At 60.5% G+C, this 17,871-nt stretch carries 17 protein-coding genes; 3 read left to right on the forward strand and 14 right to left on the reverse strand.

Going from position 1 to position 17,871, the window contains the following annotated elements; translation table 11 throughout:
- Positions 1 to 404: 404 nt before the first annotated feature.
- The 9 genes from LQG66_RS13080 to LQG66_RS13120 all read right to left on the reverse strand — a co-directional run bounded on the left by LQG66_RS13080 (position 405) and on the right by LQG66_RS13120 (position 10,919).
- Positions 405 to 1,352: an MBL fold metallo-hydrolase gene (locus LQG66_RS13080; RefSeq protein ID WP_231326627.1), complete on the reverse strand. Its 948-nt coding sequence runs from the start codon at positions 1,350 to 1,352 to the stop codon at positions 405 to 407.
- 42 nt (positions 1,353 to 1,394) lie between these two features.
- Complete coding sequence (locus LQG66_RS13085) at positions 1,395 to 1,925, reverse strand: Dps family protein (RefSeq protein ID WP_231326628.1); 531 nt, start codon at positions 1,923 to 1,925, stop codon at positions 1,395 to 1,397.
- A gap of 99 nt (positions 1,926 to 2,024) precedes the next feature.
- Positions 2,025 to 2,456 (reverse strand): DUF6130 family protein, encoded by a 432-nt coding sequence (locus LQG66_RS13090; protein WP_231326629.1) that lies wholly within the window; start codon positions 2,454 to 2,456, stop codon positions 2,025 to 2,027.
- A gap of 124 nt (positions 2,457 to 2,580) precedes the next feature.
- The gene (locus LQG66_RS13095; protein WP_345778957.1) at positions 2,581 to 3,564 is read right to left on the reverse strand and encodes an alpha/beta fold hydrolase; all 984 of its coding nucleotides are present in this window, start codon (positions 3,562 to 3,564) and stop codon (positions 2,581 to 2,583) included.
- Positions 3,565 to 4,047: 483 nt separating this feature from the next.
- On the reverse strand, positions 4,048 to 4,548 hold the full coding sequence (locus LQG66_RS13100) for a cytochrome P460 family protein (RefSeq protein ID WP_231326630.1): 501 nt from the start codon (positions 4,546 to 4,548) through the stop codon (positions 4,048 to 4,050).
- Between the two features lie 34 nt (positions 4,549 to 4,582).
- Positions 4,583 to 5,554: an alpha/beta fold hydrolase gene (locus LQG66_RS13105; RefSeq protein WP_231326631.1), complete on the reverse strand. Its 972-nt coding sequence runs from the start codon at positions 5,552 to 5,554 to the stop codon at positions 4,583 to 4,585.
- 92 nt (positions 5,555 to 5,646) lie between these two features.
- Positions 5,647 to 6,468, reverse strand: coding sequence for an alpha/beta fold hydrolase (locus tag LQG66_RS13110; protein ID WP_231326632.1), 822 nt, complete (start codon positions 6,466 to 6,468; stop codon positions 5,647 to 5,649).
- 158 nt (positions 6,469 to 6,626) lie between these two features.
- The gene (locus tag LQG66_RS13115; RefSeq protein ID WP_231326633.1) at positions 6,627 to 7,613 is read right to left on the reverse strand and encodes a helix-turn-helix domain-containing protein; all 987 of its coding nucleotides are present in this window, start codon (positions 7,611 to 7,613) and stop codon (positions 6,627 to 6,629) included.
- 435 nt (positions 7,614 to 8,048) lie between these two features.
- The gene (locus LQG66_RS13120) at positions 8,049 to 10,919 is read right to left on the reverse strand and encodes an ATP-binding protein (RefSeq protein WP_231326634.1); all 2,871 of its coding nucleotides are present in this window, start codon (positions 10,917 to 10,919) and stop codon (positions 8,049 to 8,051) included.
- Positions 10,920 to 11,224: 305 nt separating this feature from the next.
- Between LQG66_RS13120 and LQG66_RS13125 the strand changes: the two genes are divergently transcribed.
- The 3 genes from LQG66_RS13125 (at position 11,225) to LQG66_RS13135 (ending at position 13,056) form a co-directional block, all read left to right on the forward strand.
- The gene (locus tag LQG66_RS13125; protein WP_231326635.1) at positions 11,225 to 12,190 is read left to right on the forward strand and encodes an MBL fold metallo-hydrolase; all 966 of its coding nucleotides are present in this window, start codon (positions 11,225 to 11,227) and stop codon (positions 12,188 to 12,190) included.
- A 144-nt stretch (positions 12,191 to 12,334) separates the two neighbouring features.
- A complete protein-coding gene (locus LQG66_RS13130) occupies positions 12,335 to 12,676 on the forward strand; it encodes a hypothetical protein (RefSeq protein ID WP_231326636.1) in 342 nt (113 codons plus the stop codon).
- A complete protein-coding gene (locus tag LQG66_RS13135; RefSeq protein WP_231326637.1) occupies positions 12,673 to 13,056 on the forward strand; it encodes a YidH family protein in 384 nt (127 codons plus the stop codon). Before LQG66_RS13130 ends, LQG66_RS13135 begins: the two co-directional genes overlap by 4 nt.
- A 50-nt stretch (positions 13,057 to 13,106) precedes the next feature.
- Here the strand turns inward: LQG66_RS13135 and LQG66_RS13140 are convergent, their stop codons facing one another.
- The 5 genes from LQG66_RS13140 to LQG66_RS13160 form a co-directional block, all read right to left on the reverse strand.
- Positions 13,107 to 13,511 carry a DUF302 domain-containing protein gene (locus LQG66_RS13140; protein WP_231326638.1) on the reverse strand — a complete coding sequence of 135 codons (405 nt, stop codon included), beginning with the start codon at positions 13,509 to 13,511 and terminating at the stop codon, positions 13,107 to 13,109.
- A gap of 106 nt (positions 13,512 to 13,617) precedes the next feature.
- The gene (locus tag LQG66_RS13145) at positions 13,618 to 14,136 is read right to left on the reverse strand and encodes a c-type cytochrome (RefSeq protein WP_231326639.1); all 519 of its coding nucleotides are present in this window, start codon (positions 14,134 to 14,136) and stop codon (positions 13,618 to 13,620) included.
- Position 14,137: 1 nt separating this feature from the next.
- Entirely contained in the window at positions 14,138 to 15,394 is a 1,257-nt protein-coding gene (gene soxC, locus LQG66_RS13150) for a sulfite dehydrogenase (RefSeq protein ID WP_231326640.1), read from the reverse strand.
- Positions 15,395 to 15,529: 135 nt separating this feature from the next.
- Positions 15,530 to 16,279 carry an SDR family oxidoreductase gene (locus tag LQG66_RS13155; protein ID WP_231326641.1) on the reverse strand — a complete coding sequence of 250 codons (750 nt, stop codon included), beginning with the start codon at positions 16,277 to 16,279 and terminating at the stop codon, positions 15,530 to 15,532.
- A gap of 184 nt (positions 16,280 to 16,463) precedes the next feature.
- The gene (locus LQG66_RS13160) at positions 16,464 to 17,807 is read right to left on the reverse strand and encodes a transporter (RefSeq protein ID WP_231326642.1); all 1,344 of its coding nucleotides are present in this window, start codon (positions 17,805 to 17,807) and stop codon (positions 16,464 to 16,466) included.
- Between the last annotated feature and the right edge of the window lie 64 nt (positions 17,808 to 17,871).

Below are 17,871 nucleotides of genomic sequence, written 5' to 3' on the forward strand. Positions count from 1 at the left end.
TCTCGTTGCTGAACAAGCCGGGCAAACCGACAGCACCATTGAACCCGCTGGTAGAGAACATTGGTGCGCGGATTCGCAATTCCCGATACCGACAGTCGGGAGAAGTTGCGATTCGACCAGGGCGACACGAGGCTGGGACTTCGTAGGGAAGCGGGAAAGTAAAAAATCAACGGACCAAATAACGATTTGGGGAAGATTGGCTTCATTGCTCTGCAGGGCTTTTCAACAGCGCTGCCCAAACAGAGCTAAGTTGCGATCGCGACTGTGACCGAGCAGCCGGGGTGTGGCAGGCCAATACTGTCGGGCCGGTAATCCTTTCGTTGCCCCTTGCGCCGGCCAAGGCGGCTGGCGTTTCAACGGGCCTTGGGCCACGCGCTATTCGGATTCAATGACTCCTGGAGGGGCTAGGCGGCTACGAAGCGGTAGGCTGAGCCGAATGCTTCGGCATACCCGATACCGGGGTAGCTGAAGTGAAACCCGAGGAGTTTCGTGCGCTCGGCCGCCACCTGGGCAAGCAGCTTTCGACGGGTTGCCACCGCCACATCTGAAGCCAGATCGAACCCATTGACCCACTCCGGATACTCGAAGGAAATGACTTCGTGCGTGAGCGCATCCGCAGTGATGATCAAGCCATCTTCGCCCTTGAGCGCCAGCGAAAACTGTCCTGGGGTATGCCCGGGGGTATCAAAGACCTTCATTCCGGGCACGATCTCATCACCGTGCTTCACGAAGATCACTCGGCCCGCGATCGCTGCGAGCGTCCGCTGGGTCCTGGGCACGATCCCTCTGAAGTCGGCAGGCAGCGAGGTCGCCACATCGGAACTCATCCAGAAATTCCACTCCGCACCTCCGATATGGTAGGTCGCGTTCGGGTAGTTCAACTCGCCCGCCGAGTTCGAGATTCCCCAGAGGTGATCGGGGTGGGAATGCGTGAGCACGACCTTCGTGATGGCCGCCGGATCGACGCCATTCAGCCGAAGGGAGGCTAGAAGCTCTCCTTCCGTCGGCTGGAAGTTTCTCCCGTCGCCGACGTCGACCAGGATCAGATCTCCGCCGACTCTGATCAGGGGAATATTCGCAGCTGGCCAAGCCATCGGGGTGGGAGCGTTCGTCCGCCGAAGCACCTCCTCCAGCTTGTCGGCCGGGGCTCCGATCGCCAGCATGGAGGCTGGCACGATCATGTGCCCGTCGCTGAACACGCGAATATCGAAAGCTCCGTGCCTGAAGGCATAGGCGCTGCTCGAAAGCCCGCGGTCCGACAGCAGAGGTGAAGCCAAAGCATCGGCAGTCGCCCCCATGAACGTGCGACGGTTCAGCAAGTCGCGTCCATCGCGTCCCGTCGAAATGCTCATCCCAAGCCTCTTAAGTTCGACTTGATCGGCTGCGGTCTGGCTCTAGCCCGCGGAGGAATGTGATCGGCGGCTGCTCTCGAATAGGAACCAGACCCGGCCTTCGGCTTCGTCGATCCACGGTTCGAGCAGGCTGGCGCTCGCCACGTCGCGGCTCTCCTCGCAAAGCTGATGGGTCTCCCGCATCCGGGCGATCAACTGCATATTGTCGTCGCGCAACTCCGCGAGCATGTCGAGCGGCGTCACGTACTCCGCATCGTTGTCGAGGACCCGCTGCAGGCGCGACACATGCCCGATGGATCTGATCGTCGTTCCGCCGACCTTCCGCACCCGCTCCGCGATGGCGTCCGTCGTAGCAAGAATTTGAGCACTTTGATCATCCAGCATCAGGTGATCCTCGCGGAAATGTGGCCCCGACGCATGCCAGTGGAAGTTCTTGGTCTTCAGGTAAAGTGCCAGCATGTCCGCCAGCAGCGCGGTCAACGCGCCCGAGACGTCGCGCACCGCATTTGCCCCGAGGCCGCTTGGCGTGTGCAGCGGTGCGGCCTGGCGCTTATTCGTTTCCACAACATCCATTTTCGATCCCTTCCCGTTTGAGTCCACTACTCCGTGACGTCGAGCATCTCACGCCTGACGACAGAGCTATTGGACGAACATCCGATAACTTGGCCGATCTCACTCCGGTACGGTGAAACGCACCGTTTGACTGTCGATCACGCGGTGGGTCGGGTCCGCCAATTCGAACAGGACCCGGTGCGGGCCCGGAGCAAGTCCCACGAGGACAACCGTTTCGCCGGACGCGTCGATAAAGTGCCAGGTCGCGTCGTCCACCGTGATGTGCACGTGTCCAACCCTCGGCGACACGTCCAAGGCTCCGGCGCCGAAGACCGGCAGCACACGCAGGTTTTCCGTCCGGTATTGGATGAAGACCCTTCCCGCCTCGAGAGGCTCTGCGAGCGGCGGATCGACGATCAGCCTGGGAGGCGCTTCGTCATCGAGGGCGAGCAAAGCCGACGGACCGCGAACATCGCGAGCCGTCGCAGCATTGAACGTCACCGCAGGCCCCTTGCCGGCAGGCTCGGCGTCCAAGTTGAAAGAGGTGTCCATGATGGGTCTCCTTGCGTGACGTGAGTTGAACCAGCGCCGAAACGTCGCTTACATCGTCTTGCGTCGGGAGGCGCAGTCCCAACTTGGTGCTGCGCCTCCGATGGACTAACGAGTATGCCGATCGTCAGGTGGCCGGCAGTTTTCGCTCGAGAAAGCTGCGGATCAAGGGAACCATTTCATCGGCCTTGTCCTCGAGTGCGAAGTGGCCGGTGTCGATCAGGTGCAGCTCTGCATCTGGCAGGTCACGCAGATACGGACCCGCGCCATCCGCCGGGAAGATGAAGTCGTTCTTTCCCCAGACGATCAGGGTCGGCGGTTTGCGATCCCGGAAGAACGCCTGAAACTTCGGATAGAGTGGAACGTTCGATCCGTAGTCATGGAAGAGGTCGAGCTGAATATCCATGTTGCCCGGCCGGTCCAGCAAGGTCTGATCGTGCAGGATATTGTCCGGATCGATCCGGCTGACGTCGCTCATCCCGTCGGTGTACTGGAATTTCGTAGTCTCCGGCTTCATCAGTACCTCCAGCGCTTTGCGGTGGGCCGGTGATCCGTCGGCCCAGTAGGCCTTGATTGGATCCCAGAACGTCTTGAGCCCCTCCTCGTACGCGTTGCCGTTCTGGATGATCAGCGCGCTCACCCGTTCCGGATGCTTCAGCGCGAGCCGGTAGCCGACCGGGGCGCCGTAGTCCATCACGTACATCGCGTAGCTCTTAACGTCGAGTTTCCCCAGCAGACCGTCCATCAGGTCGGCGAAGTGAGCGAACGTATAGGCGAACATCTTGTGGTCGGGAGCTGCGCTCTGGCCGAAGCCCGGATAATCCGGCGCGATCACATGATAGCGGGACGCCAACTGCGGGATCAGGTTGCGAAACATGTGCGACGACGTCGGGAATCCGTGCAGGAGCAAAACGACCGGAGCATCCGCAGGCCCGGCTTCGCGATAGAAGATGTCGATGCCGTCGATCTTTGCCGTCCGATAGTGAGTAACCGGAATCGGGGTCGCATCCATCGCCGGACCTGGTCCGGAGAACGCCTCCGGAATCGGGGAAAGCGCGGCTACGCCGGCGGCGAGAGCCGCGATCCTGAGATATCGTGTCAGTCTATTCATGTCTGCTCCTCTGAAATGTTGCGCTTGTGCGACCGCCGACGGACGGCGCGGTCGTCGCAAACGACTTCGTTGTTTCGCTTTCCAAGTCTCCGTCCTGAAAATCCTGCAACGCTCGCTGTGAGAAACAAGCTCGTCCATTCCTCCCGCGCTGCGGGCGTACGGCCGGAAACGCATTTCATCGTCGCTAACCGTGTGTGTCGCCATCTGCATTCGCCGGATCTCCGCCGATGCAGGGGAGATTACCCGCGAGGATCGATCTGCTCTTGCCTGCGACTCTTTCCGATTGTCTGTTCTTACCGTTCGCAAGGAAGCGGAAGAGTTCAGATGATGTCAGCGTCGCTTGAGGTGAGCACGACGCATCCGAAATGGATGCTCGCCACAGCGACGAATTGAGTGAGACGATCTGGACAACTCTCTAGCGAGCTTGCACGCAGCCTTCCCGCGGTCCCTACTTGGTCGCGCGGCGCTCGAAGCGCTCGGGTCTCAAGGCGCAAGTCGCGTGAAGACGAAGTCGTGTTCTTTGACCCCCGCGGCGTGGCAACCAAAGCAGGTCTGATGTTGAGCCTCGTCGACCGGCTGGCCATCGATGAAGCGACCGAATCCCCAGCCTCCGGTCGACGAATATCGCTCCGAGTCCTTGACCATCACCTGGACCGTCGTGGCGGGCCCGGGAACGAACGCAGGTCCGAACTCCGTCGACTGAACATGCTTCCACGCCAGCTTGACCAGGATCGCCCCGTCCGGAAACGGCAGCGTTCCGGCCCGGAAGGCCTCGATCGCCGTCGCGTTGCCGACGATGCCCCGAAGCTCGTCCAATCCAGTTTCGTGTGCCACCCCGACCAACCCCCAGTGGCGGTAGTCCGGTGGAATTCCCACACCGAAGATCGGTGACAGCGCAAGCTCGCCGGGAGCTGGGCTGGACCGCAGGAAGACGGGGCACGCAGCCACCGCAGCTAAAATGACGAGCCTTGCCGCGCGGTTCATTGCATTTCCCATAGCCGTGCCGCCGAACTGCCAATCACTCGATGAATGCGAGGAGCTCCGCATTCACGCGATCCTTGTGCGTGGTGCAGAGCCCGTGCGGGGCGCCTTCGACAACGACGAGGCGTGCATCGCGGATCATCTTCGAGGACAGCAAGGCCGAATCCGAAATCGGCACCATCTGGTCGAACTCGCCGTGAAGAACGAGCGTGGGGACGTCGAACTTCTTCAGATCGGCGGTGAAGTCGGTCTCCGAGAACGCCGCGACCGAGAAGTACGATGCCGGAAATCCAGCCATCATCCCCTGCAGCCAGAAGGACGATCGAACGCCCTCCGAAACCGTGGCTCCTGGTCTATTGTAGCCATAGAAAGGCATGCTGACGTCCTTGAAGAACTGCGAACGATCCGCGCTCACCTTGGCGCGTACGTCGTCGAATGCCGTCAACGGAGTTCCGCCCGGATTGGCGTCGGATCGCAACATGACGGGAGGAATCGCGCTGATGAGAACCGCCTTGCGCAACTGCTCCGTGCCGTGGCGGCCGATGTAGCGTGCAACCTCGCCACCCCCGGTGGAATGCCCGACGATCACCGCCTTTCGCACGTCCAGCTCGTGCATCAACTCAGCCAAGTCGTCGGCATACGTGTCCATATCGTTGCCGCGCCACGGTTGGCTCGACCTGCCGTGTCCCCGACGATCGTGCGCGATGCAGCGATATCCGCGAGACGCGAAGAAGAACATCTGGTCCTCAAAGGCGTCGGCGCTGAGCGGCCAGCCGTGGCTGAAAACGATCGCTGGACCGGAGCCCCAATCGTTGAAATAGATCTCAGTGCCGTCCTTGGTCTTGAAGCGGCCCGACCGGGCGCTGCCCACGATCGCTGCCGCAGCCGGAGACTCACGGCCATCGGCGGCCACGGAAGCTTGCACCTGAAGCAGCGAGGCTACGCCCAATGCGGCTGCGCCGCCGAGCACCTCGCGCCGGGTTCGCGACGATTCCGAGTTCTTTGTCATCTTCGTCTCTCCCGCAGCGACAACGTCGCTGCTGCTGTGGACTGCATGATCTGAAAGTTGGCCGGCACCGTCGGGCGCCGGCGCATGAGCCGCTAGCCTTGAATGAACGAGAGCAGCTCGGCGTTGACGCGATCCTTGAGGGTCGTGCACATTCCATGGGGTGCGCCCTCGTAGACGACGAGCTTCGCGTCCTTGATGATCTTGGAGGACAGCAGCGCGGAGGCGCCGATCGGGACGATCTGGTCGTCGTCCCCGTGCAGAACCAGAGTGGGCACGTCGAACCGCTTCAGGTCCTCCGTCAGGTCTGTTTCCGAGAACGCCTTGATGCAGAAGTAGGACGCCGGTAGGCCGGCCATCATGCCCTGCAGCCAAAACGACTCCCGGACTCCATCCGAGATCTTCGCTCCGGATCGGTTGTAACCGTAGAACGGCAGGCTCAATTCCTGGAAGAACTTCGATCGGTCGGCGGCCACGTTTGCGCGAAGCTCGTCGAACACGGCGATCGGCAGGCCGCCGGGGTTCGCTTCGGTCTTGAGCATAAGCGGCGGAATGGCGCCGATCAGAATGGCCTTCGCCACCCGGCCCGTCCCGTGCCGACCGATGTATCGGGTCACTTCGCCGCCACCGGTGGAATGCCCGACATGGATCGCATGCTTCAGATCCAGCTTCTCGACGAGCGTCGCCAGGTCGTCGGCATAAGTGCTGAGATCGTTGCCCTGCCAAGGCTGGCTCGAACGGCCGTGCCCCCGCCTGTCGAGGGCAATGCAACGATAGCCACGCGAGGCGAGGAAGAACATCTGGTCTTCGAAGGCGTCCGCGCTCAGCGGCCACCCGTGACTGAACACGATCGGCCGGCCCGAGCCCCAGTCGTTGTAGTAGATCGTCGTACCGTCCTTCGTCGTGATCGTGCTCATGTCCGCTCCTGTTGAGTTGCGTCCGGATCCTCGACGAACAACGTCGACATCCGGGTTATCGTACAACTGGCGCAGTATCTGGCGAACTACCTACCGCTTCTTTTCGCATTCTCTGCTCTTTGTGACGAAAGCATTCCTTTGCGCTCACGACGACGCACTTACCTCTCCTGCTCGCGCTTCCAGGCGGCGGGGCTTGTCTTGACCAGGCGTGAGAATACGCGCGTGAAATGGCTTTGATCCGCGAAGCCGGCATTGAGCGCGATTTCGCTGAGCGGTCGATCGCTGTTGAGCATCATCTCCTTCGATCGTTCGACCCGTTGAGATAGCAGCCATTGATGCGGCGGACAGCCCACTGTGCGTCGAAATGCCTGACTGAAGTGACTGCATGACAGGCGACATGCTTGCGCGAGATCCGGCAACGTCACGTTGCCATTCAAGTCTGCCAGCAGCATTTCCTTTGCCCGACGCTCCTGCCATGGAGAAAGGCCACCCCGGACGATCTGCGGGCGCGCATCAGACGATCCATATGCTTTGACCACATGCGCCGTCAGCGCACGCCAGGCGTGGTCAAGAAAAATCTTGCTCGCCTGTTCGGGACGGCTCAAAGCAGGCAGGAGCGCCATCGCAACGTTTGCCACGACGGGGTCCGCTCTCCTTTCCACAATGGGACAATGGAGCGTCCCCGCACCCCGCGAACCCTGCTCATCGGCGACCTCGTCGAGAGCCGACTGCGGTAGATAGAAATTGGCGACCTGGAATGAGCTCTGAATATCTGCCTGCCACGTGTGTCGCATGTCGCTGATGTGAATTGTGCCGGCCGGAAGCGGAGGACTGGCGCAATGCCTCTCATTGCTCCACAAGTTGTATGACGCGAGTTCATCCAGGTGCACGCAGACCGCGTAGCCAGCTTTCCTGGCTTGCGATTCCGTAGGGCCATGCCCGGCCCGGCTTCTTGAAATATGTGAGATGACCATCTTGTCGTCGCCGGCCGGGACGATCAATTGTCGCAAGACATCGACGCGGGCCAAGGACGTCTGTGCTATCACGGCGCTTCCCCAATTCGGAGACGTGCGGCGTGTCTTGATCGCTCCGAACGTCGGCGCCGGCCAACCTGTACTTGCGGCGGGTTGATCGAGGACGCTCATGACAGGCTCCCTGAACCGATGGGGACGGCGATCTGAGCGCATGCAGGCTCGGTCCGATTGCAGGACCCCGCCAATGGGACGGCGGCATCACACCGGGTCAGTGGCCCGAAATCACCTGCCGCTGCTGCATTGTTTGAGGTGCGCTTGACTGGGCGATATTTCGGCTGCGCGCAGGTCCCCTTGATACAACAATGCAAGCACAGTCGCTCGGAAGGCAGCGGCCAGCTTGACCACTCGCAAACGCTCCCCCTCTGGGAGTCCTTCAACCCTTGCATATCTGGACGCTCTCGTGTTGGTCGCTCGGCACTTGCAAGGTACAGTTCCTGAGCAAGCACGGCGGTTAGAACATCCGAGAGGCGTGTTAGAATGCCCGGAGACGGGTGTTAGATTGTGTGAGAGACCCCATTCAGGACGGTCGACCGCCTAGGCTCCCGGTCAATCAGGCGCGGCGAGCCTGGCGCAATCACTGAGCAATTTCCTGGCGTTGACGAAATCAGGGCAACTGAAGCCTTCGGTACGATTCGCCAAGACGTCCTCCAAGAGCTCCACGGACGCCTGGAACCTTCGCTGCGAGCGCCACAGGCCGGCCAAGCTCGTCGCCGTTCGCAATTCCCACGCGCGGGCTCCGCTTGCCTTCGCGGCTTCGAGGGATTGAATAAAAAGAACCTCCGCCCTGGGCATGTCTTTCATAGTTTCGGCCATAAACACGTGACCTTTGATGCGAAGAAGCTCGGCGGCATTGAACATGTCTCCGTTTCGCGCCACCGTAGCAAGTGCGTCGTCCGCCGCCTCAAGCGCTTCCCTCGTTTGACCCGCCATCAGCAGCCCCTCAGCTAACGCACTCTTGAAGGCCGTCGTCATCAGTTCATAACGATGCGAACGCGTCTCTATGAGTGCGTATCTCAGCATCGGCAGTCCAGCTTGATGGTCACCTCGCATAACCGCGAGATAGCCTCGTACGCCAATTCCCGCCGCCTCATAGGCCACTATTGCGCGATTACGCGCGTGATCGATCAGTCGCTCTATGCTCTGCTCTGCGTTTTCCCAGTCTCCGTTCCAGAGATAGACTGAAACAGCCCAAATAAGTGCGATGCAAAGCGTAAGGGGATGATTCAATTTTCCGGCCTCAACCGAGACCTGCCGAGCCAATTCGGTGGCCCGGTCGGCGTATCCAAGCAGCCAGAGCGTGCGCGCCAGGCAGATTCCAGCGCGGTTTCGATAATCAAGACCAAGACGGAGTGAATCGACATGTTTTGAAGCGGGGATGTGCCTGACAGCCGATTCCAAGTACCCGCGCGCCTGCTCGAGCTCCTCCATAAGATGATGCGAGACCCCCAGAAGGGAGTTTGCAGCCGCTAGCGCCCCCGGGTCATTCATCTTCAGTGCAACTGGCTCACTGCGTTCGGCAAATTTGAGGGCCTCGCGAAAATTCCCGGTTCTGTAGTGAAACAGATGCAGGCGACCGATCAATTGCAATTGACTTGGCAAATCCTCCAAGCCCTCGGCCACTTCAAGTCCCCTTTCAAGTGATGTCCGGGCCTCCTCATTATTGCCTTGCGAAAACATGAGTGAGAGACCAAGCGCCGCCTGCAAGGTCACCTCTCGAGACGTACCCCGGCTCAAGTCATCCAGATTGACGATTGCCAGCTCCGTCCAGCGACGACATTCTGTAACCAGCGACGACTCAAGCAGCAGTGGAGCGGCCGCGGCGGCCAGTGCAATACCGATCGACTTTTCGGTCTGAAGAAAGCACCACTCCAAGGCAGCACGCATGTTGCCGAGGTGGGGATCGTAAGCGGAGCCCCCATCAAGACTTACCTCGGTCAGCCGAACGATGTCGTGCTGTTCGGCCCACGTCAGATAAAAGATGGCATGTCGCTGAAAGACGCCGTTGTCGTCGTCGCAATCCATGAGCTTCGATAAGGCGTACGCGCGAGTGGTATCGAGCAGACGATAGCGCGCCTCCGATGACCCTGAAACTACCGCTATCAGCGACTTGTCTACCAGGCTTCCGACGGCTTCGAACGCGAGTTCCTCGCTGAGATCATCCGGCCCGACCACGGCAATGACGGCTCGCATCGAGAAATAACCGACGAAGACGGATGACCTCCGAAGGACAAGCGATTCGTTATCGGAGAGCAGACCATAACTCCAATCCAGCGCGGCTGCCAACGTCTGGTGACGCTGCAAAGCAGTGCGCCGTCCCTGGCCCAGTAGCCTGAACCTGTCGTCGAGCAGAGCAGCGGTTCCCTTGATTCCGAAGGCGGTCACTCGGCTTGCAGCGATTTCAATGGCCAGTGCTATTCCGTCCAATCGTCGACAAATTTCTCCGACTGTCGGCGCATCAGCATCGTTCAATTCAAACGATGACCCACTCGCGAGAACGCGGTCCACGAACAATTGCGCCGCCGGAAACGCAAGCACGTCTGAAACTGTCTGCACATTCAGGGGAGGATTTTCCAATGACGGCAGTTGGAGAACATATTCTCCCTCCACCCGCAGCGCCTCGCGACTCGTCGCGAGAATTCGCACGTTCGGTGCGTGCTGAAAGACGTGCTCGGCGAGTGCCGCCGCGGAGGTGATGACGTGCTCGCAACTATCGAGTACCAGCAACATGCTCTTGTCGCGGATAAAACTGATGATTGCCGGCGTTGGATCATCGGATTGAACCATTAGACCTAGCGTCGACGCCACAGCCGTCGGCACAAGCATGGGATCGTTAAGAGGCCCCAGGTCGAAGAACGCCACGGCGCCGTCGATCTGCGGGTTGCTCTCATGGGCTGCGGCTATGGCCACCGTCGTCTTGCCGATCCCGCCCGGTCCAACAATCGTGACGAAGCGATCCTCAAAGAGCATCTCGCAGACTTTTTTGACCACTTCATCGCGACCGATCATTCGACTGAGGCGGGGTGGCAGGCCATAGTTCGGCTCGACAACTCGATTGTGATCTTCTGCCTCTGCGCTCATTCGATATGATACAGGACAAACGAAACTGTACCCTTTGCCCGGTACCGTGGCGACAAATCTGGCGCCAGCTTCTCCTTCACCCAAGACTTTGCGTAACACGCCGATGTGGAATCGCAGGCTGCCGGCATCGACGGTCACATCCGACCAGACGCGCGCCATCAGATCTTTTTTGTCGACGACGCTGCCCGCCTGCTCCAAGAGCACAAGAAGAATATCCAGCGCGCGCGGGGTCAGATGTACCGGCGTCGCACCTTTTTTTAGAACTCGCTCACTCACCCGCAGTATAAACGGGCCGAACGACACTTCATCCTCCTGCGACGACAAATCCTGAGGAATCATTCGGAATTTCCCACTGAGGCACGCCGACAGCCCTATTTTTCTAGATCATTGCTTATCTAAATCAGAGACATAAACGATCTCAGGTACATTGTACGCAATCAACCTGCGACACAATGCAACAGATCGCCCATCGTAGCCCCCAAAGGGACAAGGCCACTCTCTTGCCGCGCGTTGCGGCGGGCATTTTGTATCCTTCACGTCCGCGAGTGAGCGAAACGTACAAAGTCGAGTAGATTCATTCAAGTACTTGCCATCGAATACGCTCTAGATGCCCGGACGAGCCCTGCGGATCATCGGAGGCTAAGATGAGCCAAGTGTCACAATTGACAAGGCGACGCTTTTGTTTGTGTTGCGTAGCATCGGCTACCTTTGCATCCGGTGGAGGGTGGCTGACTCCTCGGGCCGCGTATGCCGAAGCAAGGAACATCGTGGACATGATCCGCACGGATGCAGCCACGGCAGCCATCAAAGTCCATAAATTGCGCGGTGGCGTAAGCGTCCTCGAAGGATCCGGGGGCAATGTCGGCGTGCTCAGCGGACCGGACGGCAAGGTCATGATCGACGCCGGAATCACGGCTTCGAAGCCCAGAATGCTGGAGGCGCTGGCCAGTCTTGGAAACGAGCCCGTACGGCATCTCATCAACACGCATTGGCATTTCGACCACGCCGACGGCAACGAGTGGGTTCATGCTCAGGGCGCAGCCATTGCAGCTCACGAGAACACACGAAAACATTTGAAGACGATGCAGCGCGTCGAGGACTGGGACTTTGATTTCCCGGCCTTGGCGCCGAGCGCCATTCCCACGGAGGTCTTTTCCGAAAGGAAACAGCTGACGGTGAACCGGTCCACGATCGAACTTCAGTATTATGGACCTGCTCACACCGACAGCGACATATCGGTCCATTTCGTGGAAGCCGACATCCTGCACGTTGCGGACACCTTTTGGAACGGGATCTACCCTTTCATCGACTACTCGACCGGCGGAAGCATCGACGGCATGATCCGCGCAGCGGACGCGAATTTGGCGAAGGCCAGTGGAACAACGATCGTGATCGCAGGGCACGGTTCCCCGGTCAGCAATCGCGCTGGTCTACAAGACTATCGCGACATGCTGGTCACCATCCGCGACAACGTCGCGAGGCTCAAGAAGCAGGAGAAGACGCTTGATGCGGTGGTCGCTGCCAGGCCGACCGCGGCCTTCGACGGGAAATGGGGCCAATTCGTCATCACGCCGGCCCTGTTCACCAAGCTGGTCTATGAGGGCGTCTAATCCGACAGCTCGCAAATGGAGAGATTCTCGTAGGCACGTTCCGCGATCGCGACGAGGGCTCGTAAGACGAGACAAGCGGATCTATGAGCTCGAGACCGAACTTAAGCTGCTGAAGCAGGCGAATCCGTCAGAGGGAGCACTGAAATGATCGCCCCCCAAAAGGAAACGGTTTTTGCCGCCGGGACCACGACGGCGAATGCCCGTCTTGGCGTGGGATCCTGGGCCATCATCGTGATTTTGGTCGCGCTTCTGGGAGCATCAGGCTTCGTCGCCTACCTCGGCTGGAGACTTGGAAGTGGCGTTGAAGTGACGACCTCGGGCTACGTCTCGATGGCTCTGGGCGTGGTCCTTTCACTGGCCGTCGGGTTCGGGCTCATGGGCCTGGTGTTCTACAGCAGCCGTGGCGGCTACGACGAGCCTCCGGTGTTCATCACGACCGAGGGCGACTCCGAATCCTCCGTCGGTAACGCCGGCGACAACAAATGATACGCAACTTCCGGGATCATGCCGCGAACGAGCGCACGTTCCTGGCCTGGATACGGACGGCCATCGCCGTCATGGCATTCGGATTCCTGATCGAAAGATTCGATCTGATGCTGGAGGCCGCCGGCTTGGCCGCTGGCGCTGCCACACCGCGTCCGCCGGAGCGTGAACTCGCAGACATAGCGGGACTCTCGGCGATCGCCGTGGGAACGCTTCTGTTTGTCCTCGCGACCGTTCGCTTTCTGCGGAACGCGACCATGATCGACAACGAGGAGGAGCGCCAGATCCGCGGCTCACGCATGGACATCGTGCTGGGCGGGCTACTCAGTGTGATGGGAATTGCGCTGCTGGTGTACCTGTCCCACCTCTACACAGCCAAGTGAGCCTCGATCGACATCGAGGCGGTGTTCACGGCACCGACGCCGTGGGGCTACTATTTCTCCAACGCGACCTCGGCTGCAATGCCCTCGAGCAGCTTCGACATCGCCTCGATTGCGGCTTTGGCATCGGGGCTCGCGGCGTGCCTAGCGGCGATCCAGGCCGGATCATTATACGACAACCATGTGATGCCGTTTGCATCCTGCCAGACCAGCGCCTTCAGCGGCAGATCGATGCCCGCGGTCTGGGCCGCCTGCATGACCGGGGTTCCGCCCTTCGCATTCCCGAAGATCAGCAGGTCGGTCGGGCGCAGCGGCTGATTGACCTCCGCGGCGCCGGCCGCGTGATCGACCCGCGCGAAGATGGTCAGGCCTCGCCTGGACACTGCGGACTCGAGCCGCCCCACGGTCTCCTTCGGCTCGTAGTTGCTCTTCTGACTGATCAATCCTTCGGCGGCCATGGCGTTTGCTCCTGAGAGGTGGGCGAAAAAAAAGACGATTTTTGCTGCGAGCAAAAGCCGTTGCGAGCGGCGGAATTGCGAGTTTGTCGCGTTCGCCATGGAGAACCTATTTCCTGCTTCTGCTGAATTCCGGTTCCGGGATGAAGCCGTCCCGGTTGGGCATACGAATTTCAGGCAGTGAGTGGTCATCGAGTTTGCCCTCCGGAGGCAGGATCCCGTTGAGGCTGAGAATGTAGGCGGCAACCGCGTAGGTATCGTCGACGCTGAGCGATCCAGGCGCCTGATAGGGCATGGCCCTGTGGATGTAGTCGAACAGGGTCGTGGCGTACGGCCAGAAGCTTCCCACCGTCTTCACGGGCATGGCCGAGGCCAGTGTCCCTTGCCCGCCGGCCAGCCGATCCTTGATGCCGCCAACTCCATTGTCCCCATGGCAGGCCGCGCAGTTGTCCGCGAAAACTTCCTTGCCTTTGGCCACCGTGCCGCTGCCTTGCGGCAGACCTTTGCCGTCCGGCCGAACGTCGATGTCCCACAGCGAGATTTCGGCCGGGGTCGCCGGGCGACCGAATTCCGACGCCACTGCCGAGGAGACGAGGGCGAACGCCATCGCGCCCGAAAGCGGCGCCATTCTACGACAGGACATTTTCGACCCTTCCCGCCTGGTCGATGCTCCAGGTCTGCTGGGCGTTGTAATGAAACAGGGCGTTCGTCCCCATCGTGGCGATGAAGGAGTCCCGGTCTGGCTGCACGTTGCCCTTGTCGTCGATCGAGCGGCTGACGATCTTCGTCGGCTTGCCGTCCCAGATCCAATCCATCTGGAAGCGTGTCTGGGCTTTCGGCAGAGCTGGAAGGTTCAGTTGAGCTTCCTGCCAGCTCTTCGCGCCGTCGGTGCTGATGTCCACCCTGGCGATCTTGCCGTGGCCGCTCCAGGCCAGTCCCGAAATGCGATTGTATCCCGGCCGTATCTGCATGGTGCCCGACGGCTGCGTGATGACTGAGTTGGTCTCCATCCGCAGTTGGAATTGCCTGGCCTTCCCGTTCGCGAGAAGCTGCGTGTAACGGGCCGTCTCCCACCGGGTCATCCATGGCTGGTCGCCGAATTTCAGACGACGCAGCCATTTGATGTTCAGATTGCCCTCCATGCCGGGCAGGATCAGTCGGATGGGAAAACCGTGCGCCGGTCTGATCGGTTCCCCGTTCTGCCCGTAAGCGACGATCGCCTCATCGACGATCTCCTGGGTGAGCGGAATGCTGCGGGCCACGCCGGCGGCGTCTCCACCCTCGGCGAGCATCCACGTGGCAGCCGTCTCCTTCTCCACAAGACCAAGAATGAACTTCAGCGGCACGCCGGTCCATTCGCTGGTGCTGACCAGCCCATGCGTGTTCTGAACGGTGAGATTGCCGTCGGCCTTCTTCCAATTCTCCCAGCCGTTGCCGGTGCACTCCAGAAAGGCGATGCGGGATGTTGCCGGCATGGCCTTCAAGTCCTCGACGGAGAAGACCACTTGTTTGCGGACCATGCCGTGCACGAGCAGCCGGTGCTTGGAGGGGTCAAGGTCGGCTGCGCCCGAATGACTTCGCTCGTAGTGCAGGTCGGACGGCGTGATTGCGCCCACGAGCTTCTGCAACGGGGCTTTTGAGTTGATGGCGTCGGCGGGATCGACGTTGCGGCGCCTTGGACCCGCCTCCGGGATCCGTCCGATCTGCACGTATTTCGACCGCGCGCTGAGCGCGCCCAAATCGGCTCCCGGCTCGCGAGTAGGCACGTCCGCGAGCGTTTCTGCCGACGCACGTCCCGCGACCGTACCTCCAACGATACCCGTCGATGCGGCAGCGAGGAATTGTCTTCGATTCCACGCGACTTCGCTTCCATTTCGTTCCGGCATACCGTTGTCCTTCCTTCACCCAGGACCGAGCCGAAGTCCGGTGCATCTTGTCCCGGTCCGGTCGACATTCGACTTGAACAGACATCGCCTTAGGTAAGGATTCGGCTGCGGCGACCTCGAACCTCGTGGGGACGATCAGACCTGGGCAGCGCCGCCGTCCACGAACAGTTCGGCGCCGTTGACGAAGGAGCTTTTGTCGGACGCCAGGAAAAGGACCGCCTCGGCGATCTCGATCGGCCGTCCAACCCGTCCGACCGGCGCCACATCATTGTGCCCCTTCAGGAACTCGGCCATCTGGTCGTCCGTCATGCCGAATTTGTCGTAGGCCGGCGTCGGCACCGTGCCAGGGCTCACGACGTTCACGCGGATCTTTCGATCTCTCAGATCGACGCTCCAGCCGCGGGCGAACGACCTGATCGCTGCCTTGGTCGCTGCATATACGCTGAATGCGGGAATGCCTTTTATGCCGGCGATAGAAGCGTTCAGCACGATCGAGGAACCTTCGCCCATGAGAGGCAGCGCCTTCTGTACCGTGAACAGCGTTCCGCGCACGTTGACCCCGAAGGTTTTGTCGAAGTGGGCCTCAGTTATCGAACCCAAAGCAGCGAACTCGCCGAGGCCGGCATTCGCGAAGAGAATATCGAGTCGCCCCTCGGCTTTCTTGATCTCTTCGAAGAGACGATCGAGATCGCCAAGGTGCGCGATGTCGCCTTGGACTCCCTTGGCACTCGGCCCGACCGCGGCGACGGCCGCCTCGAGTTCTGCCGGACGTCTCCCCGTGATGAAGACGGATGCCCCCTCATCCGCGAACAGCTTTGCGGTTGCCAATCCTATGCCGCTGGTGCCGCCCGTTATGAGTGCGATCTTCCCTGACAATCGGTCCATGTGTCCCTCAAGCATTCAACTCCTGAAGTCGGCTCCTGCGAAGCGTGGACGAAGTTAACAGAACATGTCGGAGGCGGATTGGACCTTTCTGAGGGGATTTTCTCGATTGTTCGGTGTCCGTGTCAGCCAAGGACGACTTTGAGGGAAAGCAATCTGAGCATGGGCGCTCCGACTTCGCAGATGTCTAGTTTGAGAAACCTCTGGTGTCGTCGCGTCGGCAATCCCTCGCCAGCAGCTTCCTAGCGGGCCCTGTATCAGGTCCCGGGGCCTCTGATTGGAACGCAAGCGGGCCGGCTCGATACATCCTCCGCCAGCTGCCGAAACTCGCATCAGCGTCCAAATGGGACCTCATGACCGCTAGAGAGAGACGGCCGAGGTGTTCCGCACACGCCACGCCGGTCAGCGTGAAGGCCGACATGCGGCCAAAGCCGCCGCGGATCGATACCGTCACACCGCCTCGAATGCCGAAGAAGACAGCCTCTTCGAAGAACCTGCGCTGATCCTTCGTTCCAGGCGGCACTGCCGCACCGCTCGTCCAGCCGAACAGGTCATGGTCGAGGCGCGCCCTGCGAATCACCGGGTCGAGCTGCTGGTAGCGCAGCCGGAAGCTCAAGCTTGCGAAGACGGAGTAGCCCCTGGTGATCGATGCAGTATCAATGCCGGGAGGTCCGGCCGTTCCTCCGGACGCCGAGGCGGCGAATTCCTTGGTCGCCCACACATGCAACGCCGCGGGGCCGAAATTGTAGCCGACAAGGCCACCTGCGGCCCACAGCGCATATCGGTTGGTGTTGATCGCGCCGCCGTAGAATGCGCTCGAGGTGTCATTGGTAACCTGACCAATGTAGTAGCCGATGGGCCCTACGGTCCAGTTGCCGATCGTCTTGGCTGCAGTGAACTCGGCACGGAAAACGTCGCCGGACCGGTAGTTCGTAATCGTGTTCCGGGTGTTGATCTCGCGATAGAAGTTAGCGGTGAGATTCCACCCGTCCTTCAGATACGAAACCACCAGGTTGGGCTGAAAGGTCCACCAGGGATTGCCGATGCTGGCGAGACCGTTGGCGCCCGCTATCGTGCCATCGGGCACATACATGCCGAGACCTGCCTTGATGAAGACGCCGCTGTCTCCAAGCTTCCAGCTCAGTTCGGCAGGCACGATGAAGGTATTGTGCATGCCGACCAGATTGATGTTCACCGGCGCGCCCACGTCGGCCATGATCCAGGGTTGAACGACCACGGCGTCATAGGTTGCACCCAGAAACGTCCAACCCGGCACCCACAGCAGGCCATTGGCTTCCACGGCTGCGTGAAAGGGCGTGGAAGCCCCCCCGACGTTCGGAGCCCCGGGGCCGACGATCTTCGCTTGATAGGTGAAGACCTGGTTGAAGGAATAAAGACCCGGCGGTGGAGTGCCCGCGGACCCGCCGCCGAGCGTAATGCCCGGCTTCTGTGCCCATCCAGGAGATCCGAATTCGTAAGCGGCGGCCTGGCCTGCCGCAGTGATCGCGCATCCGCCAATGGCTGCGCCCATGACCAAGCTTCGCGTGCTGACGTTCAATGACATATACCCCTGCTTGCCTGTCGGGCTCCTCCGC

It is taken from the genome of Bradyrhizobium ontarionense (assembly GCF_021088345.1).
GTDB lineage: Bacteria > Pseudomonadota > Alphaproteobacteria > Rhizobiales > Xanthobacteraceae > Bradyrhizobium > Bradyrhizobium ontarionense.